Consider the following 17,895-nt stretch of genomic DNA (forward strand, 5'->3'; position numbering starts at 1 on the left):
TAGAAAGCAGTTGAGGCTTTGGAAATTTAATGACAAGCCATAGCGGGTAAGAAACTTATCTAACTATGCACGCCACGCTGCTATCGTGAATCACCTAATATAAACCTCAACAATGTCGCAGCCGGAAGCCTGATAATCCACTTTTCTTTTATTAACTAGAGCTGCCAACAAGGTTGCCATTAGAGCCTTACCACCTGCCTTAGTCTCGTCGAAATACATCGTTGGTGAGGCTTTACATTCTTGCGCAAGAGATCCAAACCATACGAAGTGAGCTGCTGATGCCTGATAAGCCCCTAGCTGGGTCACTTCCACATCACGCACCCATTCATTTGCTGAGGCGTGAGGAGCAACTATAAATATGCCCAGGGCTACGGACAGCACAAAGTTATAAGATAGCTTCATGTCATTCCCTTTTATTTACTCAAGAATTTTTTGAAATTATTGCGCCACTCATCCGATTATCGAAACATCTATCGATGGGTGAATTGCTCTACATCGCTGACCTTGAGTGCTTGGAACTTTTAAGGAGATTAGTTAAGGAGAAGCTGATAGAGCAGCGGAAAGATATCAACCGCAGAGCGCTTGATATGCGAAATTCCTGATACCGCGCTGCAAACGCCGTTCTGCGTACAGCCGAGAACACGATATGAATACGTGCCCGAGGGGCGTGATAGCGATGTCCAAGTGGTTTGATCGCCCTCGTAAACGGACGTCCAAGTTAGGCCGTCGATAGTTTCTTCAACCACGTAGCGCACAGCTCCCGGACCCGCGCTCCAGGTCAAGGCGTCTTTCGTAGCGGGCGCCTGACCGAAAGGCCACTCAATTTCAGCCACGTTACTTCCGCCAAGCGTCACGTACTCTGTAATTTTTGAGCGGCGCTGGTTTTTCTGAAAGCGCAAGACACCAGCTTGGTCGTACATTGAGCCTACAATTCCCGCTGTCTGTGTTGCTTGCGTGCGTCTACCATTACCGTCGTATCGATAGGTTTCCTTACCTGTGGCAGACCGCAGGCGATTGCCGAAATCGAACGCATAGGTTTGCCCGTTTTTGTTGACGAGATTTCCTTGCAGATCGTATGCAAGGCCAACAACGGTTCCTCCGCCACAGCCACCCGTCTTGATGTTTGTCAGGTGCCAATAAGGATCATAGCAGTACGAATGATCGCGACCAGCTATCGCGACCTTTGTCAGATTATCCAGCGCATCGTAGGCATAAACTGCATTGCCGAACATCGGGGACGATGCAGACTTCAATCGGTCCAGCCCATCGTATTCCATACTCCGATTTCCGCGCCCATTACGCCCTGAAGCATTGTCGGTAATTGACTTGACATTGCCATTCTGGTCGTATGTGTAGCTGTCACTTAGAACTGCGATCCCGCTATGCGTGTCCTGGCTTGTACCGGGAAGTTGACGACGGTTCTGGGCCATCGTGTGCAAAATGCCGTTGCCATACGTGAACTGACGAATGGCGCCATTGGGGTAGTAGCTGACTGCGCTAGCATACGCACCCGCGCGAGTCGGCTGGCCTAGTGCATTGGGTGAATAATCGATAGTTTGACCTGTCGGATAGCGATGCGCCGCTAGATTTGCATTAGCGTCATAGATCGAACTCATTGCCCACGTTTCGCCGTCTGCCTGTCCTTGGCTTTCGCCGACAAGGAGACGTCGCTTATTGTAAGAATAGCTGTTGTAGGTCGCGACATCATTGTTCAATGTCGTGATTTGCTTGGTCAGGCCGTCTGGCCAGTAGCTTAGGCGTTGATTGCCATTGCCATCGGGAAAAGTAAGTGATGCGATGCGATTTCGCGCATCGTAGCCCCGATCGACCCTTCGAGCGGCTATCGTTGCGGACGCACCGTTCGTATCGCAGCCAATGTCCATAGGTAGACCTGCAGCTGACCACCGGACGTTGCCCGCACCGTCGTAGCCCGTCAATGTAGCGCCTGTCTCCGGCTCAACCGAGCGACACAGTTCTTGATTGCCGTTGTATGCATATGTGCGCGTTAGTGCCTGGCTCCCATCGTTGCTACGCCGTCTGATTGCTGTGGGCTTGCCAAAAATGTCGCGCGATATTTCGGTGACGGCACCTTCTGGGTGCTGGATCCAGACCGGCCTGTCGTACGCCGGCTGATCGAAGACCTGATAACCGGTCACTGTGCTCTGCCCGTTAGGACTTCTCACCCGCGTCTGATTACCAGGCAGATATTCGGTAAGCGTTATCAGTGCTTGCGTGTCCAACTCCGTGTCCTGGCCCACTGCTGTGGTTCGGCCTAATGCGTCGTACTGCGTCCAGGTTCCAGTGGTTAACGCATCACTGCTGCCTGGATAGGAGGCGAATGTCACGCGACCTTCGTGGTCGTATGAAAACTTCTGGAATCTTTGTGTGGCCGCTTCATTGGCTGCATCGAACTCGCGCGTGAGCCAAGGCCGCCAGAATGCATCAAAATAAGTGATTTTGCGATAGTTGCCTGTCGCTATTGTTTGCCGCCAGTGCCCGCCTGCAATTCCAAACTCCGCGCTAGGGACGAGCTCGAATGCCTGCGTAGTTGAGTTCCAAGCAGTACTATCGCCCCCAGGATAAGAAATGCTATTGATCCTTCCCATCGCGTCGTAACCGTACGAGGTCAGATAGCCGTTCTCGTCAGCGATAGCGGTAATCCATCCGTTGTCGTTGACAGCTGCAGATTCGCCAGTGCCATCGGCATAGCGAATCCACTGCGGAATACCGCGCTTCCAGTTCGATAGCACCGTCGTATTACCATTCCCATCGCTAACTGTAGCTACCGTGCCATCTGCGTTATAACTGAATGTCTGTTGCAGTTTTCCAAAGCTACGTGATGCGACCGGTTGAGCATTTGCTCCGTAAGTTACTTCAGAGGCGATAACGCCATCCACTATTATCCTTGATGTTTGTCCAAGCACCCATTTTGAAGTGTCGTCGTAATAAGAGACCGCTTCGGTTCTACTATAATTTTGTGCCGACGCGGGCAATGACAGCCATGAAAATGCACTTAAGGCGGATAGAAGTCTTATCTTGTTTTCAAATATTATTTTCAAGCATAGCCCCTTAAACATGGATTCCATTAGGTTTCTCGCCACTTGATCGCTCGCTGCGGATCTCCAATTAAAGAGATTCCATTCGTTTCATGATTCTAGGGGCTGCTACTTTTTGTCACTTTTGTCGGCCTGGCGTATACGTCAAAACAATAGGGAGCTCCCGCACAATCAGAGGCGACCTGCCATCTAAATGTTGCCCCTTGTTCTGTGACTACTTTGCTCTGGAGAGGCATGTAACGACTTCCCATTTCGCCGTCACCTCTCGGCATCATGCTCCCGCCAATCGAGCTAGGATATGGTCCGGAATCCGGAGACGCATAGGTATTGATCGTTGCACGAATGGAGCTACTTCCGCTCCATCCTTCATCAATACGCAGAAGCTGCCCTTCGTTGATTCTGTAACGGTTTCCGAACGTGTACCGTATCGATGAGCTGTCAGGGCCGGTTACAGTGACTGTCTTCGTCGTAGGAGAAGCAGCACCACAAACTGCAGTTTCCCATCCATAGACTTTATGAGCCCAGCAATGATTTGTTGGTCCATATGCATAGCTCCAGGTATACCCCTGGGAAGGCAAGCCTGGCCCGGTTATCTTCTTTTGGAGAATTGACCAGCTAGGAATGACCCGTGGCTGATCGGGGTAGCCCATCGGAGCTGGCTGAGCATATCCATATGATTTGCAGTTGCTTGGTACCCATGATCGGCCATGTTCCATTCCGGTCACAGAGAATTCCCCAAGTGCTCCAGTTGGATGGGTCATAGTACCAATGCGGCGCCCACCTAACAGAGAGCTGCTAGTGTTGTCGCAATCGGCGCTCGCTCTTGCGCTAGGAGAGTTATTGAAATAGAGATCGGCAATATTGAATATCCATGCAGAACCATCAGGTAGCACAAGCCTATCTAGCCTGGGACTTACCGCTCCGGATGAGGAGTATTGATAGCTCCATCTTCTAGCTCCATCGGTAGCACTGGTGGCGGGAAAACCGCTGACATCGATTCTGCGTCCATCGCTTGCGACTATGTTTACCAACTGCCAGTTCGACCACGTATAGGTCACTGTGTTGCCGAAGCGATCAGTCACCAATGTTGGAAGAATCCAGGTATCCCTAACTCGAATCGGCTTATCGATCGCGTCCATGATACTAACCGCGGGACGGGAGACCATGTAGTCGAAGCGATACTGGGTTCCATCTGGGCGGATCATCAGGAAGCCTTCACCGGTTCCTCCGGCACTTAAAGCAACGCAGCGGAAGACTGAGCCATCTCGCGTGGTCAGCGGATAGCTGTTCCCGTCCGTGGGCCCAACCCCTGGCCGAGTGCGGAGTAATTCTTGATCTCCTGATCCGGGCAAATAGACGTAGTTACCATTCCAAAACAAATCGGCTGGGAAGAATTCGCCCCCTGAACCGGACTCACCACCAGGCGGCCACATGTTGCTGCAGCGGGTATTGCTCCACCCACTCCGCTCTGTGAACATGCCGTGGACGTGTGGAACGTTTAGATCCCAGTCCCCGAATACCCTTGCTTCCCCATTGCTAGAGCTCACCACAAATCTACGGGAAAGCGATACTGGCAAAGAGCTGTTACCAGGAATATCTATATCCGTTTGCACGAATTCAAGATTTCCCATGTAGAGCCCTACCTCGTCTCCAAATAGATCGGAGCCTTTCGGCTGGATCACATGCCTTTCCCGTATTAGTTTCTCATAACTGTCAGGGATCGAAGTTTGTGATAGCAATTCAAAGCTTACAAGAAGCATTGATAGCGTAAGGATCAGCCTTGTCATAAAGCCCGGAATTCCTGTTACAGTAAATTATTAAATTGATCGACTGAAGTGAGCCTTGTCGCCGCACCACCCATTTTATATCTATAACTTGCAAAGGACTGCTTTCGGATTAACTCGTAACCAGCGCATCACTGCGAAGAAATTATTTACGATTAATCTTCTATGTAGATAAATTTGCCAATACACTTCCTATCATCATCATCGATAATGAACGTTATTTTTTTGCCAGTCGTCAGTGATGTCATTAAAGCAGCGTATATAGCTTTATTGTTGTCGATATTCGAATTCGCCCAATATAGCGGCTTTCCGGCAGGACACGCGGTGTTGCCGGCACTCAAGACGAAGGGAATTTGCGCGGGCATGTACGTGGCTTCGATAGATAGCACTCGGCCCGAGATGTACTGAAGCGCCTCCGCTTTCTCGCATACAGCTGCTAACCCAAGCAGTGCTACAAGATGCAATCTATTTTTCATTTACCCTGCCTTATAGATGCAAGCGATTAATCTAGGCTTACACAAGCCTTTCGCATCGGTGTTGAAAATCCGATTTTTGGAAAAATCAGTTGCGGCCGGAAAGGGCTCTCTATCTAATGAACCGTATCGCCACTATCTTTGTCCGCCCTCCAAATCCACAGTCGCCTTTTTCTACAATTAGCCCCACATCAAGATCTCGCGTATACGCTGTCAGAGCCATAGCGAGCAACTCTTGATATGCCGCGTGGTTCTTATCGATAGCGAAGTCGTTTGGGCTAGCTGTGCAACCTGTGACTGAGGCCGTCGAATGATGTAAGGCGAGCCCTTCGCCATACCAACCATTCTCTACATAGGTGATTTTCCCGTAGCCAGTGACCTCGACGGCCATGGCAGCGCCAGAGAATGACGTCGTTAGCGCCAGCAAATACTGCAAGCACAACCGTTTGCCGAAATGCATCCGCCTTCCTTGCTATCAGATATTCAACAATATCGACGTCGCAGATAGCACCGCACTAGGCGCGCAGGCTCCTGAAGCGACGTTCCCCTGAGCTTTTGAGCGAGGGCCAAGGCCTCTCATTCGCGCAGCATGAACAGCCGAGTCAGCTTTGTCAATACGCGATGAAGGTCAAGTGGCGGGCTACTTCTCCCGCCGCCAGTTCACCGAGCCCTTAGTCTCCACCGTGCTGGATTCGGCCTCGATATCGAAGCCGCGGCTGAGCAGGTATTTCAGCGTCAGCACCGAGCCGCTGCCGACCATCGAGACGCCGTAGCCGACGTAGAGTTTGGGCGAGAGGTATTTGCCGAAGCCCACTACCGAGCCGCCGAGGGTGCTGGATTCGCTCACGCCGGCGTCGTCCAGGCCGAGCTTGGCGCCGATCTGCGAGGCGATCAGGCTGCTGCCGGCCGAGAGTGCCGCCGAGGCGGCGCTGACCTGCTGGGTTTCGTCGCTGCTGGCGGTGGACAGGCCGCGGCCGAGCACCAGGTACGACAGCGCCTCCGATTGCGACATCGCCGGTTCCGACCAGACATCCGCACGCGGCGATTCGGCACGTCCGCTGACGTCGATGCCGGCAGTGACATCGCCGATCTTGCGTTCGGCGCGCAGGCTCACGCGCGGGTCGGAGACGATGTTGTTGTTCCAGGTCAACTGGCCGCGGCTGATGGTCAGGTCCTGGCCATAGGCCTTGTAGCGGCCACGCACATCCAGCCCGCCGTTGGCCGTCATTTCGCGCCCCGGGCGTGCGCGGATCTGCATCTGCCCGCTCAGCCCGCCCTTCAGGCCGAAGCCGCTCATGTTGACCTTGTCGCCGAGCACGATGGCCAGGTCCATATCCAGCGGCGAGGCGGGTGTTTCTTCCGGGTCCACCGGGTCCAGCACTACCACGTCTTCGGACACCGAGGTGCCGCGATCCAGCCGCTCCAGATCGATGTCGGCTTCGGGCACGGTGACCTTGCCGCGCAGCTGCATGGTGTTGTCGGTAATGCCGAACTGCATGTCCGGATTGGCGATGATGCGCAACTCGCTGGTGTTGTAGGCCAGCACGTTTTCGCCACGGATATTGAGCAACAGCGGCGTGCTGGTGCCGAACCACGACAGCCCGCCATCGATGTTGAGCGTGCCCTCGCCGGACTTGGCCGATGCGGTGATCTTGGCCGAGCCATCCGGCAGCGCGTCGAAGCGCCCCTTGCCTTCGCTCAGGGTCAGGCCCATCGAGGGGTACTCGGCCGTGAAATCGCTCAGCGTGGCGTCGCCGCCCAGCAGCGGTTTGTCGCGGGTGCCGCGCAGGCTTACATGGCCTTCGACCAGGCCCTTGGGCCGCACCACGTCAGCCACGACCAGCTCCAGCCAGTACAGCCGCGACATGTTGAGATACAGCTCGCCGTTGAGCGGTGCGTATGCATCCCAGCCGGTGTTGAACTTGGCATCCACAAAGCCCGCGCCCTGGAAACCGATACCGAGCTTGGCCTGGATCTGCTGCTGGGTGAAATCGGCCTGCACGCTGAACTGGTCGTAGCGCAGCAACTCGCCGCGATTGGGATTGCCGGCCACCGCGGCGTAACGGGTTTCGCCGAGGCGAATGCCGCCTTCCGGCGAGGCGACACGCAGGCTGCCTTCCCAGGCGTTGCCGCGCGGCTTGAAACTGCCGTCCAGCGACAGCTCGCCACGCAGATAGATCTGGCGGCCTTCCTGCTTGGGCAACCACGGTTGCACCAGCGACAGCGGCAATGCGTCGCCGTGGACCACCATGCCCTCACGCGGCCAGTTGGCGCTGGCGCACAGCGCGCCGCCGGTGGCCGCGCCCAGGCAGGTATCGGACAAGGTAAATGCGGCGCCATCGGTACTGAACTGCGCCGGCTGGCGCAGCGCCCAGGCATCGCCCTTGGCCGGGGCGATCCGCAGCGTGGCGACCTGGCCCTGCCAGCGTTCGCCATTGCGGCGTACATCGCCCTGCAAGGCGACGCTGGCCATGCTGTTGGCAATGTCGGCATCCAGGCGCAAGGCTTCCACCGCACCGCGCGCCTGCACGCGCACGCTGTCCAGCACCACGCCCGCCTCGATGGCAGTGCCCTGCAGGGCCAGCTGCCCGTCGCTGCCGCGCCACGGCAGGCGGCCGCGCAGGCTGATGCTCTGCGCGCTATAGCTGTCCCAGCGCAAGCCATTGCCGGCGATGTCGGCGGTGATGTCCGGCGCATCGCGCTTGCCGCTGACCTGCAGCTGCCCGCGCACCACTCCGGTGGCGCCCGGCAGCACATCGTCCAGCTGCAAGGGCTGCAGCTGCGCGGCGATGTCGAGCTGGTCGCCCACCTTGCCCTTGGCGTTGATGCGGCTATTGCCCAGCGCCAGTTGCAACTCACCCTCGCCTTGTTCGCCACGCAGTGCGAACTTGCCATTGGCCGACAGCGCGCGTTGACGCAGCTGGCCGGTCAGGCTGGGGATGTCTGCAGTGGCCTCGAAGCCCGGCGAGACACCGCCGGCCGGTGCCGGCAGCTGGCGGCCCTTGGAGGCGACCTTGCCGGAAAGATTTCCGTTCCATCCCGGCGCGAAATAGCCCGGATCGAACTTGGCCAGTTGCGCGGTGACGTCCCACTGCAGCTCCGGCGTCCAGCCCACCTCACCGGTGAGATCCAGCGAACCGCCCGGCGTTTTCGCCTGCACCTGCTTGAGCTGTGCGCGTTGATCGTTGCCGCGGCTATCGAACACCAGTGCGGCCTGTTGGCCGTCGCGCTCCAGCGTGGCGCGGCCGATCGCCGCCCAGGCCTTCAAGGTGCCGGCAACGCCCAGGCGCGCCTCTTTCAACTCCACCGGCACCAGCGGTGCATCCGGGGTGGCCGGGTCCGGCGTCGGGGTGAAGCGCAGGCCGCTGGCGTTGACGGCAAACCGGAAACTCGGATTCTGGGTATCGCGGAAATCGGCGGTGCCGCGCAGCTGGGTGCGGCCTTCGAAGGTGTCGATCACCAGCGGTTCGACGGTCAGTACCTGATCGGCCAGGCTGATATGCGACGGCTGCAGGGTGGCGCTCAACTCGCCCTGTTTGATGCTGCCCTGCAGGTCGGCGTTGCCGCCCTTGCCGGAGGCGGCCAGGTTCACTGCGATGGGTGTGGCCGGCGCGCTGGGCGCGCCATCGGCAGCCGGAATCAACAGCGAGGTGTCCAGCGCCTCGGTGACGGCCTTGAACGCCCAGGTCGGGTCGTCGCGGCCTGTGAACACCAAGCTGGCCTGCAGCGGTGCCGGCGCGCGGCCGGCGATGGCCACTTCCATCTTGTCCAGATCGCCGCGTGCAACCAGCCCGAGGCTGGCCGGCGTACGCCCGCGCGCGGCCGGCAGCACTGCGGTGGCGGTGAGATCGGCGTGGTAATCGTCGTTGGGAATGTAGTCGCCATGCAGGCGGAAGTCGCCCATGTCGGTGTCGACCACCAGATCGCGCGTGCGCAGTTCGCCGGTGGCCACTTCCAGGCCGCCCTGCACGGTGTGCAGCACGATCATCGGCTGCTGCAGCTGGGTGATGCGCAGGTTCTGCACATCGATCTTGTCGGCCTGGATCGCCAGCGGCACGTTGATCTGCGGCAGCGACTCCGGCCAGCTGGGCAAGGTGAACGGTTCGTCGCTCTTGCCGAGGTTCAAGGTGGCATTGCTCACCTGCACGGCGTCCAGTTGCAGCTTGCGCCCCAGTAGCGGCCGCAGATCCGGCTCCAGGTACACGCGCTCGGCGGTGAAGTGGATGTCCTGGTACTTGAAATCGACGTTGCGCAGGGTCAACGGGCCCGCTACCGGGCCTTCGACGGTGCCGTAGGTAAAGCTGGCGCCCACCGGCAGGCGCGCCACCACCTGGGCCAGCAACACATCGCGCCCGGCCACGGTCTGCAGCAACCAATAGATGGCGATCAAGGCCAGCAGCACCAGCCCGAGCACGGTCAGGCCCGAGCCCACCCAGAAGCGGCGCCGGCGGTAGAAGCGCGCGCGGCGCGGCGCGGAGGGCGGCGTGGGTGTACTCACAGGTTGGCACCGATGTCGATATACAGCTGGAACTGCGAGTCGGGGTCGTTCAGGCCGTGCGCGATATCCACGCGCACCGGCCCCACCGGCGAGCGCCAGCGCAAGCCGAAGCCGATACCGGTATGCCAGTCGGGCGTGTTGTCGAACGCGCTGCCGCTGTCGACGAACACCGCCCCGCCCCACGGCCCGCCCTTGAGGTAATGCTCGTACTCGGCACTGGCGGTGACCGCATTCTTGGCACCCAGCGCGAATTCGTCCGGCTTGGGCGTGCGCGGCCCCACTTCGCGGAATGCATAGCCGCGGATGCTGTTGGCGCCACCGGCGAAGAAGCGCAGGCTCGGCGGCATGGCGACCAGATCGCTGGTCCAGGTGGTGCCGCCTTCGCCGCGCAGGATCACCCGCCCGTTGTCGCCGGCGCCCAGGAACCAGCGCAGCTGCCCATACAGCTGGCCGAAGTTGGTGTCCGAGCCCGCCCCCTCGGCGCCGCCACGGATGAACATCTGCGCCGACACGCCACTGCGCGGAAACAGGCGGTCGTCGACATTGACGTAATTGGCCTGCAACTGCGGATAGATCAGGGTGGAGGTTTCGTACACCGCCCCTTCGAAGTCGTTGCCGCTGCTGAAGCGCCAGCGCTCGCGCAAGGCGTTGATGGAGGCGATCGCGCTCCAGCGCTCGTTGATCTGGCCGCTGCGGCTGCCGGTGAGCTTGACGTTGCGCAGGTCGATGTACTCGGTCTGCTCGTCATACAACCGCGCCGAGGCGGTGTACCAGCCGTCCAGCCAGCGGAACGCCGGCACCCGGTAGCTGGTGGTCAGGCTCTTGCGGTTCTGCGCGTAGTCCAGCTGCGTGTCCATCTTGTGGCCGCGCGAGTTGACGTAACGCCGCTCCACGCCGCCGCGCACACCGGCACCGCTTTCGCTGCCGTAGCTCAGACCCGAGGTGTAGACGGTGCGCTTGGCACGGGTGAGCTTGACGTCCACCGGCACGCGGCCATCGGCGTCGGCCTCCTCGGGCTTGGGCTGGATGTCGATGCTGCTGAAGTAATCCAGCTTGGTCAGCGACTCGCGCAGCCGGTCCAGCTTGCCCTCGTGGTAGTAGCTGCCCTCGTCCCAGTACACCAGCGGGTCGAATAGCCCGTCGCGGAAGTAGTCGTAGTCGAAGCGCACCTTGCCCATGTCGTAGCGGCGGCCGCTGTCCCAGTTCAGATCGATGTCGGCGGCGTGTTCGGCGCGCGTCACCGCCACCCGGCGCTGGGTGAAATCGGCATCGAAATAGCCGCGCTCGGCCAGGCGCCGGGTGATGCGCACCTTGCTGGCCTCGTATTGCGGATGACTGAACACCTGCCCTTCGCGCGGCTCGAACTGCTTGAGGTCTTGCCCCAGGTAGCGGTCCTGCTCGGCCCAGCCGGTGATGGAGATATGCGAGGTGCGCACCCGCACCGGCTCGCCGCGGTCCACCGTGATCACCACCGTGACCCGGTCGCCGTTGCGCGGCGCCGCCAGCTCGATGGTCGGCGAGTAGTAGCCGAACGGCTCCAGCGCCTCGCGCGTCTGGCGCTCTGCCTGGGCCAGCAGATATTCCAATCGCGACTCGCCCTGCTCCTTGCCCACGGCCTCATACAGAGACAGGGAGACCTCGATGTTCTCGATCATCTCGGCGTCGTCGCCGTCGTCCAAGCCCTTGATCTCGATCTTGTCGATGGTTGCCCGCGCCAGGGCAGGTCCAGCCAGGACGCACAGCAGCAGAAGAACGGGTCGAACCCGGAAGATGAATCGCATCGGCGCAGGATACCGGCAGGACCGCGAAGGTCTGTTAATGGGACGTCTAGGGGTCGAGAGTGCCATGTCGTCTGTCACGTGCGCATGCACACGCCTGCACAGGAGGCTCGCCGGATGAGAGGACAGCGCCGTAGGCTTCCCGGGAATCGGCGGAGATAGCACCCGCGTACCGTCAGCCCGCACATGGCGCAGTGATGTGGCGTTGTTCCTTCTCCGCGGGTGAAGCGTCTGTGCCACGGGGTCGCACTACGGCAGCAACGCTGCAGCGCACCACTGATGATCGGTCAGGCGCTGTCGTCCCCAGCCGGCGCGTGACGGCAGCGGCACCGTCACGCGCATTGCCCGTCAGCTGGACAAGTGCTCGATGGCGGCCACGCTGCCGAGACGGTCGCCGAGCTTCTTGAGCAGGGCCAGGCGGTTGGCGCGCAGTTGCGGGTCTTCGGCATTGACCATCACGCCGTCGAAGAAGGCGTCCACCTGCGGGCGCAGGCGGGCCAGGCGGGCGAGCACGGCGACGTAGTCGTGGCGATGCAGCGCGTCGCCGGTGTCGCCTATCGCCGCTTCCACGGCTTCGGCCAGGGCTTCTTCGGCCGGTTCACGTAGCAGGCTGGTGTCGATGTCGCCGGGAATCTCGCCCTCGACCTTGCGCAGGATGTTGCGAATGCGCTTGTTGGCGGCGGCCAGGGCTTCGGCTTCGGGCAAGGTGGCGAAGATGCCGATGGCATCGATGCGGCGGTCGAAGTCGTAGAGGGAGCCGTGGGTCGCGCCCAGGTGCGCTCCTACGCCCAGCGGTGTAGGAGCGCCCTCGGGCGCGACCGAGAACAAGCCAGCGACTGCATTGAAATGCGTTGCGGGCACGCCTTTGTCCGCGTAGTAGCCGCGTAGGCGGTCGAGGATGAAGTCGAAGATTTCATCGTCTTGGCTGGTCTGCGCCAACACACTTTTTGCATCTTTTTCGATAGGTTGCGGCACTGTGGCGCCGGCTTCTCTGACCTTTGCTAGCACAGCTTCTGTCTTGAGTAAGTGGCGGGCGCTTGCCTGCAGATTGATCTGATTTCTGGCCTCGGCGAGCAATTTCTTGAGGTCAAAGTCAAACCCCGACTCAATCACCGTCCGCGCCAACCCCAGCGCATTACGACGCAATGCAAACGGGTCCTTGTTGCCGGTCGGCTTCAGACCCGCCGCAAACCCACCGGCCAAGGTATCCAGACGCTCGGCGATCGCCAGCACCTTGCCCAACGGCGACAGTGCGATGTCGTCGCCGGCAAAACGCGGCTGGTAGGCCTCGTCGATAGCCAGCGAAATTTCGCTGGGCTCAGCAGCGGCCTTGGCGTAATGCCGGCCGGCAATGCCCTGCAATTCCGGGAATTCATTGACCATGCGCGACTGCAGATCGTTCTTGGCCAGTTGCGCGGCACGCCGCGCCTGCACCGGATCGGCGCCCACCTGCGGGGCGATGATTTCGGCCAGCGCCGCCACGCGTGCGACCTTGTCGGCCACGCTGCCGAGCTTGGCCTGATACGTGACAGTGGCCAGGCCTGCGCCCATCGCTTCCAGGCCCTGCTTGAGGTCCTCGTCGAAGAAGAACTTGGCATCGGCAAAGCGCGGGCGGATCACGCGCTCGTAGCCCTTGGCCACTTCGGCCACATCCCTGGATTCGATATTGGCGATGCCGATGAACTGCTCGGTCAACTTGCCGCCGTCATCCAGCACCGGGAAAAACTTCTGGTTGATCTCCATGGTCTCGATCAGCGCTTCCTGCGGCACCGCCAGGAAATCGCGCTCGAAACTGCACAGCACCGCCGACGGCCATTCGACCAGGTTGACCACCTGCTCCAGGTTGTCGTCGCTGATGCGCGCAGTGCCACCGGCCTTCCTGGCGGCCGCTTCCACCTCTTCGACGATGCGGGAGCGGCGCGCATCGGCGTCCACCAACACATGCGCGGCACGCAGCGCGTCGATGTACTCGCCCGGCGCGGCCAACGCCACCGCGCCTTCATGCATGAAGCGGTGGCCGCGCGTGATGCGATCGCCGCGCACGCCCAGCAATTCGGCCGGAATCACCTCATTACCGAACAACAGCACCAGCCACTGCACCGGCCGTGCGAAGGCGTACTCGTGCGCGCCCCAGCGCATCGGCTTGGGGATCGGCATGGCAGCGATGGCTTCGCGCAGGATGTCGGGCAACAGGTCGGCAGTGCGCGCGCCCGGCGTCACTGCACGGTGCACGAAGCGCTCGCCTTTGGCGTCGCTGGTACGTTCCAGCGCGGTCCAGTCGATGCCGGCCTTTGCCGCAAATCCGGCCAGCGCCTTGGTCGGTTGGCCTTCGGCATCCAGCGCGATAGTGAGATACGGCCCAAGCACTTCGGAGCGCTGCTCCGGCTGCTCGGTGGCAACCCCCGGCAGCAGCACCGCCAGGCGGCGCGGGGTAGATAGCGGCTTGGCATCGCCACGGGTGACCGCAACGCCGCGCTTTTCCAGCCCGGCCAGCACACCGTCGAAAAAAGCCTGCGCCAGGCCCGGCAGCGCCTTGACCGGCAGCTCTTCGGTGCCCAGTTCGATCAGCAGGGGAAGTTGTTCGCTCATGTGACATGGACCTTTGCGTATTCCCTTCTCCCGTCGGGAGAAGGTGCCCCGAAGGGGCGGATGAGGGTACGGGCGAAGCTCTGTGGAGTTTGGGTGCGTGGGGGCTGCGCCCCGTCCCCTCACCCCAACCCCTCTCCCGCAGGAGAGGGGCCTGTTGCTCCCTTCTCCCCTTGGGAGAAGGTGCCCCGAAGGGGCGGATGAGGGGGACGGGCGAAGCCTAGGAAGTTTGGATGCATGAGGGCTACGCCCCGTACCCTCACCCCAACCCCTCTCCCGGTGGGAGAGGGGCTCTCGTTACTTCTTCACCCCAGGAAACCCCAGCTTCTCGCGCTGCGCGTAATACGCCTGCGCCACGCCCTGCGCCAGCGCGCGCACGCGCAGGATGTAGCGCTGGCGCTCGGTGACGCTGATCGCGCGGCGTGCATCCAGCAGGTTGAAGGCGTGGCTGGCCTTGGTCACCTGCTCATACGCCGGCAACGGCAGGCCGACCTCGACCAGGTGCCTGGCCTCGGCTTCGCAGGCATCGAAACGGTGAAACAGCTCGGCCACATTGGCGTGCTCGAAGTTGTAGGTGCTCTGCTCCACCTCGTTCTGGTGGTACACATCGCCATACGTCACCGCGGCGCCATCCGGGCCGTAGGTCCATACCAGGTCGTAGACGTTGTCGCAGCTCTGCAGGTACATGCACAGCCGTTCCAGCCCGTAGGTGATCTCGCCCAGCACCGGCTTGCACTCCAGGCCGCCAGCCTGCTGGAAGTAGGTGAACTGGGTCACCTCCATGCCGTTGAGCCAGACTTCCCAGCCCAGGCCCCAGGCACCGAGCGTGGGCGATTCCCAGTTGTCTTCGACAAAGCGCAGGTCGTGCACCAGCGGGTCGATGCCCAGCGCCTTGAGCGAGCCCAGGTACAGGTCCTGGATGTTGTCCGGGTTGGGCTTCATCGCCACCTGGTACTGGTAATAGCGCTGCAGGCGGTTGGGATTCTCGCCGTAGCGGCCATCGGTGGGACGGCGCGAAGGCTGCACATACGCCGCATTCCACGGCTCCGGTCCCAGCGCGCGCAGGAAGGTGGCCGGGTGGAACGTGCCCGCGCCCACTTCCAGGTCCAACGGCTGGATCAGCACGCAGCCCTGGTCGGCCCAGTACTGGTTAAGGGTCTGGATCAGGCCCTGGAACGTGATTGGAACGCGGGGGGAATCGGACATGCAGCAAGGGCCGTGCGAAAGGGGTGCGCTAGTATACCGGCCCACCCGCAGCGCTTCGCCGCGGGCGATCGCGGCAGGGGACAACCAGCATGGAACAGCGGCGTATCGCCGATCCGGATAACGCAGTGGCACTGCTGCCGCGCGGCCGGCTGATGTTCGACTCGGTGGCCGCCGCGTTGCTGGCCGATGGCATGGTGGTGGCGCACGAACACGAGCGCGTGCAGTTCTCCGCGGCCGGCGCGCGCAACGCCAGCGACGTGCATCCGCTGGTGCTACTGGCTAATCTGAAGTTGCATGCCGCGCAGCCACCGGCCGGTGAACTCGGCCTGGAACGGCTGACCGAATGGCTGGCCACCCGCACCGGCCTGCGTTACCTGCGTATCGATCCCACCCGCATCGATGTGGCCGCCGTCACCGGCGTGGTCTCGCACGCGTATGCGCGCCGCCACCGCATCCTGCCGCTGGCGCTGGATGCCGAGCGGGTGCTGATCGCCACCAGCGAGCCGCTGGCGCTGGAATGGCTGGCCGACGTGCAGCACTTGAGCCGGCGCCGTATCGAGCTGGCGCTGATCAACCCGCTGGATCTGCATCGCTACACGATGGAGTTCTTCGGTGTGACCCAGTCGGTGCGCGGCGCGCGCGGCGATGCGCGCAGCACCGAGTCCAATGCGGGCCTGCCCAGCTTCGAGCAGCTGGTGGAGCTGGGCCGCGCCGGCGACGTCAATGCCGACGATCACCACATCGTGCATATCGTCGACTGGCTGCTGCAATACGCCTACGAGCAGCGGGCCAGCGACATCCACCTGGAGCCGCGCCGCGAGGCCGGGCGCATGCGCTTTCGCATCGACGGCGTGCTGCACAAGGTGCTGGAAGTACCGCCCTCGGTGATGACCGCCGTGGTCAGCCGCATCAAGGTGCTCGGCCGCATGGACCTGGCCGAACGCCGCCGCCCGCAGGACGGCCGCATCAAGACCCGCTCGCCGGGCGGGCGCGAGGTGGAAATGCGCCTGTCCACGATGCCCACCGCGTTCGGCGAGAAATGCGTGATGCGCATCTTCGACCCGGATTCGGCCTTCAAGAGCATCGAGCAGCTCGGCTTCAGCCCCGAGGAGGCCGCCGGCTGGAGCGCGCTGGTAGAGCGCCCGCACGGCATCGTGCTGGTCACCGGCCCCACCGGTTCGGGCAAGACCACCACGCTGTATTCCACGCTCAAGCGCCTGGCCACGCCGGACGTGAACGTGTGCAGCGTGGAAGACCCGATCGAAATGATCGCGCCGGAATTCAACCAGATGCAGGTGCAGCAGAACATCGACCTGGATTTCGCCAGTGGCGTGCGCACGCTGCTGCGCCAGGACCCGGACATCATCATGATCGGCGAAATCCGCGACCTGGAAACCGCGCAGATGGCGGTACAGGCTTCGCTGACCGGGCATCTGGTGCTGTCCACGCTGCACACCAACGATGCCGCCTCGGCGATCACCCGCCTGCTCGACCTGGGCGTACCGCACTACCTGGTGGCCTCCACGCTCAACGGCGTGCTCGCGCAGCGGCTGGTGCGCACCCTGTGCGTGCACTGCAAGCGCCCGCACACGCTCAGCGACGCCGACTGGGCGGCGATTCGCGAGCCGGGCGAAGCGCTGCCGGAACCACTCAACGTGCACGCACCGGTCGGCTGCCTGGAATGCCGCCGCACCGGCTATCTGGGCCGGGTGGGCCTGTACGAACTGTTGCCGGTCACTCCCCGCCTGCGCACCCTGATCCGCCCGGACACCGAATTGGCCGGCTTCAGCCACGCCGCCCGCGGCGAAGGCCTGCGTACGCTGCGGCGCACCGGGCTGGAAAAGGTCGCCGCCGGGCTGACCACGGTGGAAGAAGTGCTGTCGGTATTGCCGCCCCGGGAGTAGGGAAGCCACTGTGGCCGAGGGAGCGGCGAGGCCCCCCCACCAGACAGTTGGGCGGCGGTTTTATAAAAGCTGGACATGGTGCGAAGACGGTGCGGCTCCGCGTTTGGGTGCTGCAAGCTGGCCGCGCCCAGTGATATAGCCAGCGAACGTCACCTGTCGCCTGCACTGACACACCGACCATCTCCATCGGTCCTTGCCCGCTCACCGTCGCGGGACCTTGAGCGGCATGGATGCCGCGCCAGAGCTACAGGGACGTACTTGCAGCGTGTCCTGCGATGGTGGGCGGGCAAGGGCCCTGCAACAAACGCAAAGACGTCGAGTGCGCGGCGCCCTCAAGGCTCGCGGGACACGCCGTTAACCCATCCATGGGGGCTCGTTGGCGGCATCCATGCCGCCAACGGTCCCGCAAGCGGTGAGGACACCGCACCAGCAAGTTGGCTGGTGGCTTACCAGAAGAAACAAAACACCGCACCAGAGCGTTGGTCGTTGCGCTGTTGAAAGCTCTGCGAACGACCAACTTGACTGGTCCTTGCCCGCCCACCGTCGCGGGACCCTTGGCGGCATGGATGCCGCCACGGAGCTACATGGACGTACTTGCAGCGTGTCCCGC

8 protein-coding genes are annotated in these 17,895 nt (G+C 61.5%); 1 reads left to right on the forward strand and 7 read right to left on the reverse strand.

The features are described 5' to 3' along the window. Positions 1-90: 90 nt before the first annotated feature. The 7 genes from ACCQ12_RS19710 to glyQ form a co-directional block, all read right to left on the reverse strand. Positions 91-402: a hypothetical protein gene (locus ACCQ12_RS19710; protein ID WP_372382526.1), complete on the reverse strand. Its 312-nt coding sequence runs from the start codon at positions 400-402 to the stop codon at positions 91-93. A 128-nt stretch (positions 403-530) separates the two neighbouring features. Continuing rightward, a complete protein-coding gene (locus ACCQ12_RS19715; RefSeq protein WP_372382527.1) occupies positions 531-3,086 on the reverse strand; it encodes an RHS repeat domain-containing protein in 2,556 nt (851 codons plus the stop codon). Between the two features lie 1,909 nt (positions 3,087-4,995). Further along, on the reverse strand, positions 4,996-5,316 hold the full coding sequence (locus tag ACCQ12_RS19720) for a hypothetical protein (protein WP_372382528.1): 321 nt from the start codon (positions 5,314-5,316) through the stop codon (positions 4,996-4,998). A gap of 637 nt (positions 5,317-5,953) precedes the next feature. Continuing rightward, positions 5,954-9,811, reverse strand: coding sequence for a translocation/assembly module TamB domain-containing protein (locus ACCQ12_RS19725; protein ID WP_372382529.1), 3,858 nt, complete (start codon positions 9,809-9,811; stop codon positions 5,954-5,956). Beyond that, entirely contained in the window at positions 9,808-11,592 is a 1,785-nt protein-coding gene (locus ACCQ12_RS19730) for an autotransporter assembly complex protein TamA (protein ID WP_179456789.1), read from the reverse strand. Before ACCQ12_RS19730 ends, ACCQ12_RS19725 begins: the two co-directional genes overlap by 4 nt. Before the next feature lie 345 nt (positions 11,593-11,937). Next, on the reverse strand, positions 11,938-14,178 hold the full coding sequence (glyS, locus tag ACCQ12_RS19735) for a glycine--tRNA ligase subunit beta (protein WP_372382530.1): 2,241 nt from the start codon (positions 14,176-14,178) through the stop codon (positions 11,938-11,940). 294 nt (positions 14,179-14,472) lie between these two features. Beyond that, positions 14,473-15,381 (reverse strand): glycine--tRNA ligase subunit alpha, encoded by a 909-nt coding sequence (gene glyQ, locus ACCQ12_RS19740; RefSeq protein WP_039412270.1) that lies wholly within the window; start codon positions 15,379-15,381, stop codon positions 14,473-14,475. An 89-nt stretch (positions 15,382-15,470) separates the two neighbouring features. Between glyQ and ACCQ12_RS19745 the strand changes: the two genes are divergently transcribed. Beyond that, positions 15,471-17,285, forward strand: a complete 1,815-nt coding sequence (locus tag ACCQ12_RS19745; protein WP_166750827.1) for a GspE/PulE family protein — start codon at positions 15,471-15,473, stop codon at positions 17,283-17,285. The last annotated feature ends 610 nt before the right edge of the window (positions 17,286-17,895 follow it).

Origin of the sequence: Xanthomonas sp. NCPPB 1068, assembly GCF_041479385.2 — a bacterium.
In the GTDB taxonomy this organism is placed as follows: domain Bacteria; phylum Pseudomonadota; class Gammaproteobacteria; order Xanthomonadales; family Xanthomonadaceae; genus Xanthomonas; species Xanthomonas cannabis.

What these genes read in the sequence shown, in the direction of transcription:
- ACCQ12_RS19710 (WP_372382526.1), bottom strand. Translation starts at nt 402, where the DNA reads ATGAAGCTATCTTATAACTTTGTGCTGTCCGTAGCCCTGGGCATATTT.
- ACCQ12_RS19715 (WP_372382527.1), bottom strand. Translation starts at nt 3,086, where the DNA reads ATGGAATCCATGTTTAAGGGGCTATGCTTGAAAATAATATTTGAAAAC.
- ACCQ12_RS19720 (WP_372382528.1), bottom strand. Translation starts at nt 5,316, where the DNA reads ATGAAAAATAGATTGCATCTTGTAGCACTGCTTGGGTTAGCAGCTGTA.
- ACCQ12_RS19730 (WP_179456789.1), bottom strand. Translation starts at nt 11,592, where the DNA reads ATGCGATTCATCTTCCGGGTTCGACCCGTTCTTCTGCTGCTGTGCGTC.
- glyS (WP_372382530.1), bottom strand. Translation starts at nt 14,178, where the DNA reads ATGAGCGAACAACTTCCCCTGCTGATCGAACTGGGCACCGAAGAGCTG.
- glyQ (WP_039412270.1), bottom strand. Translation starts at nt 15,381, where the DNA reads ATGTCCGATTCCCCCCGCGTTCCAATCACGTTCCAGGGCCTGATCCAG.
- ACCQ12_RS19745 (WP_166750827.1), top strand. Translation starts at nt 15,471, where the DNA reads ATGGAACAGCGGCGTATCGCCGATCCGGATAACGCAGTGGCACTGCTG.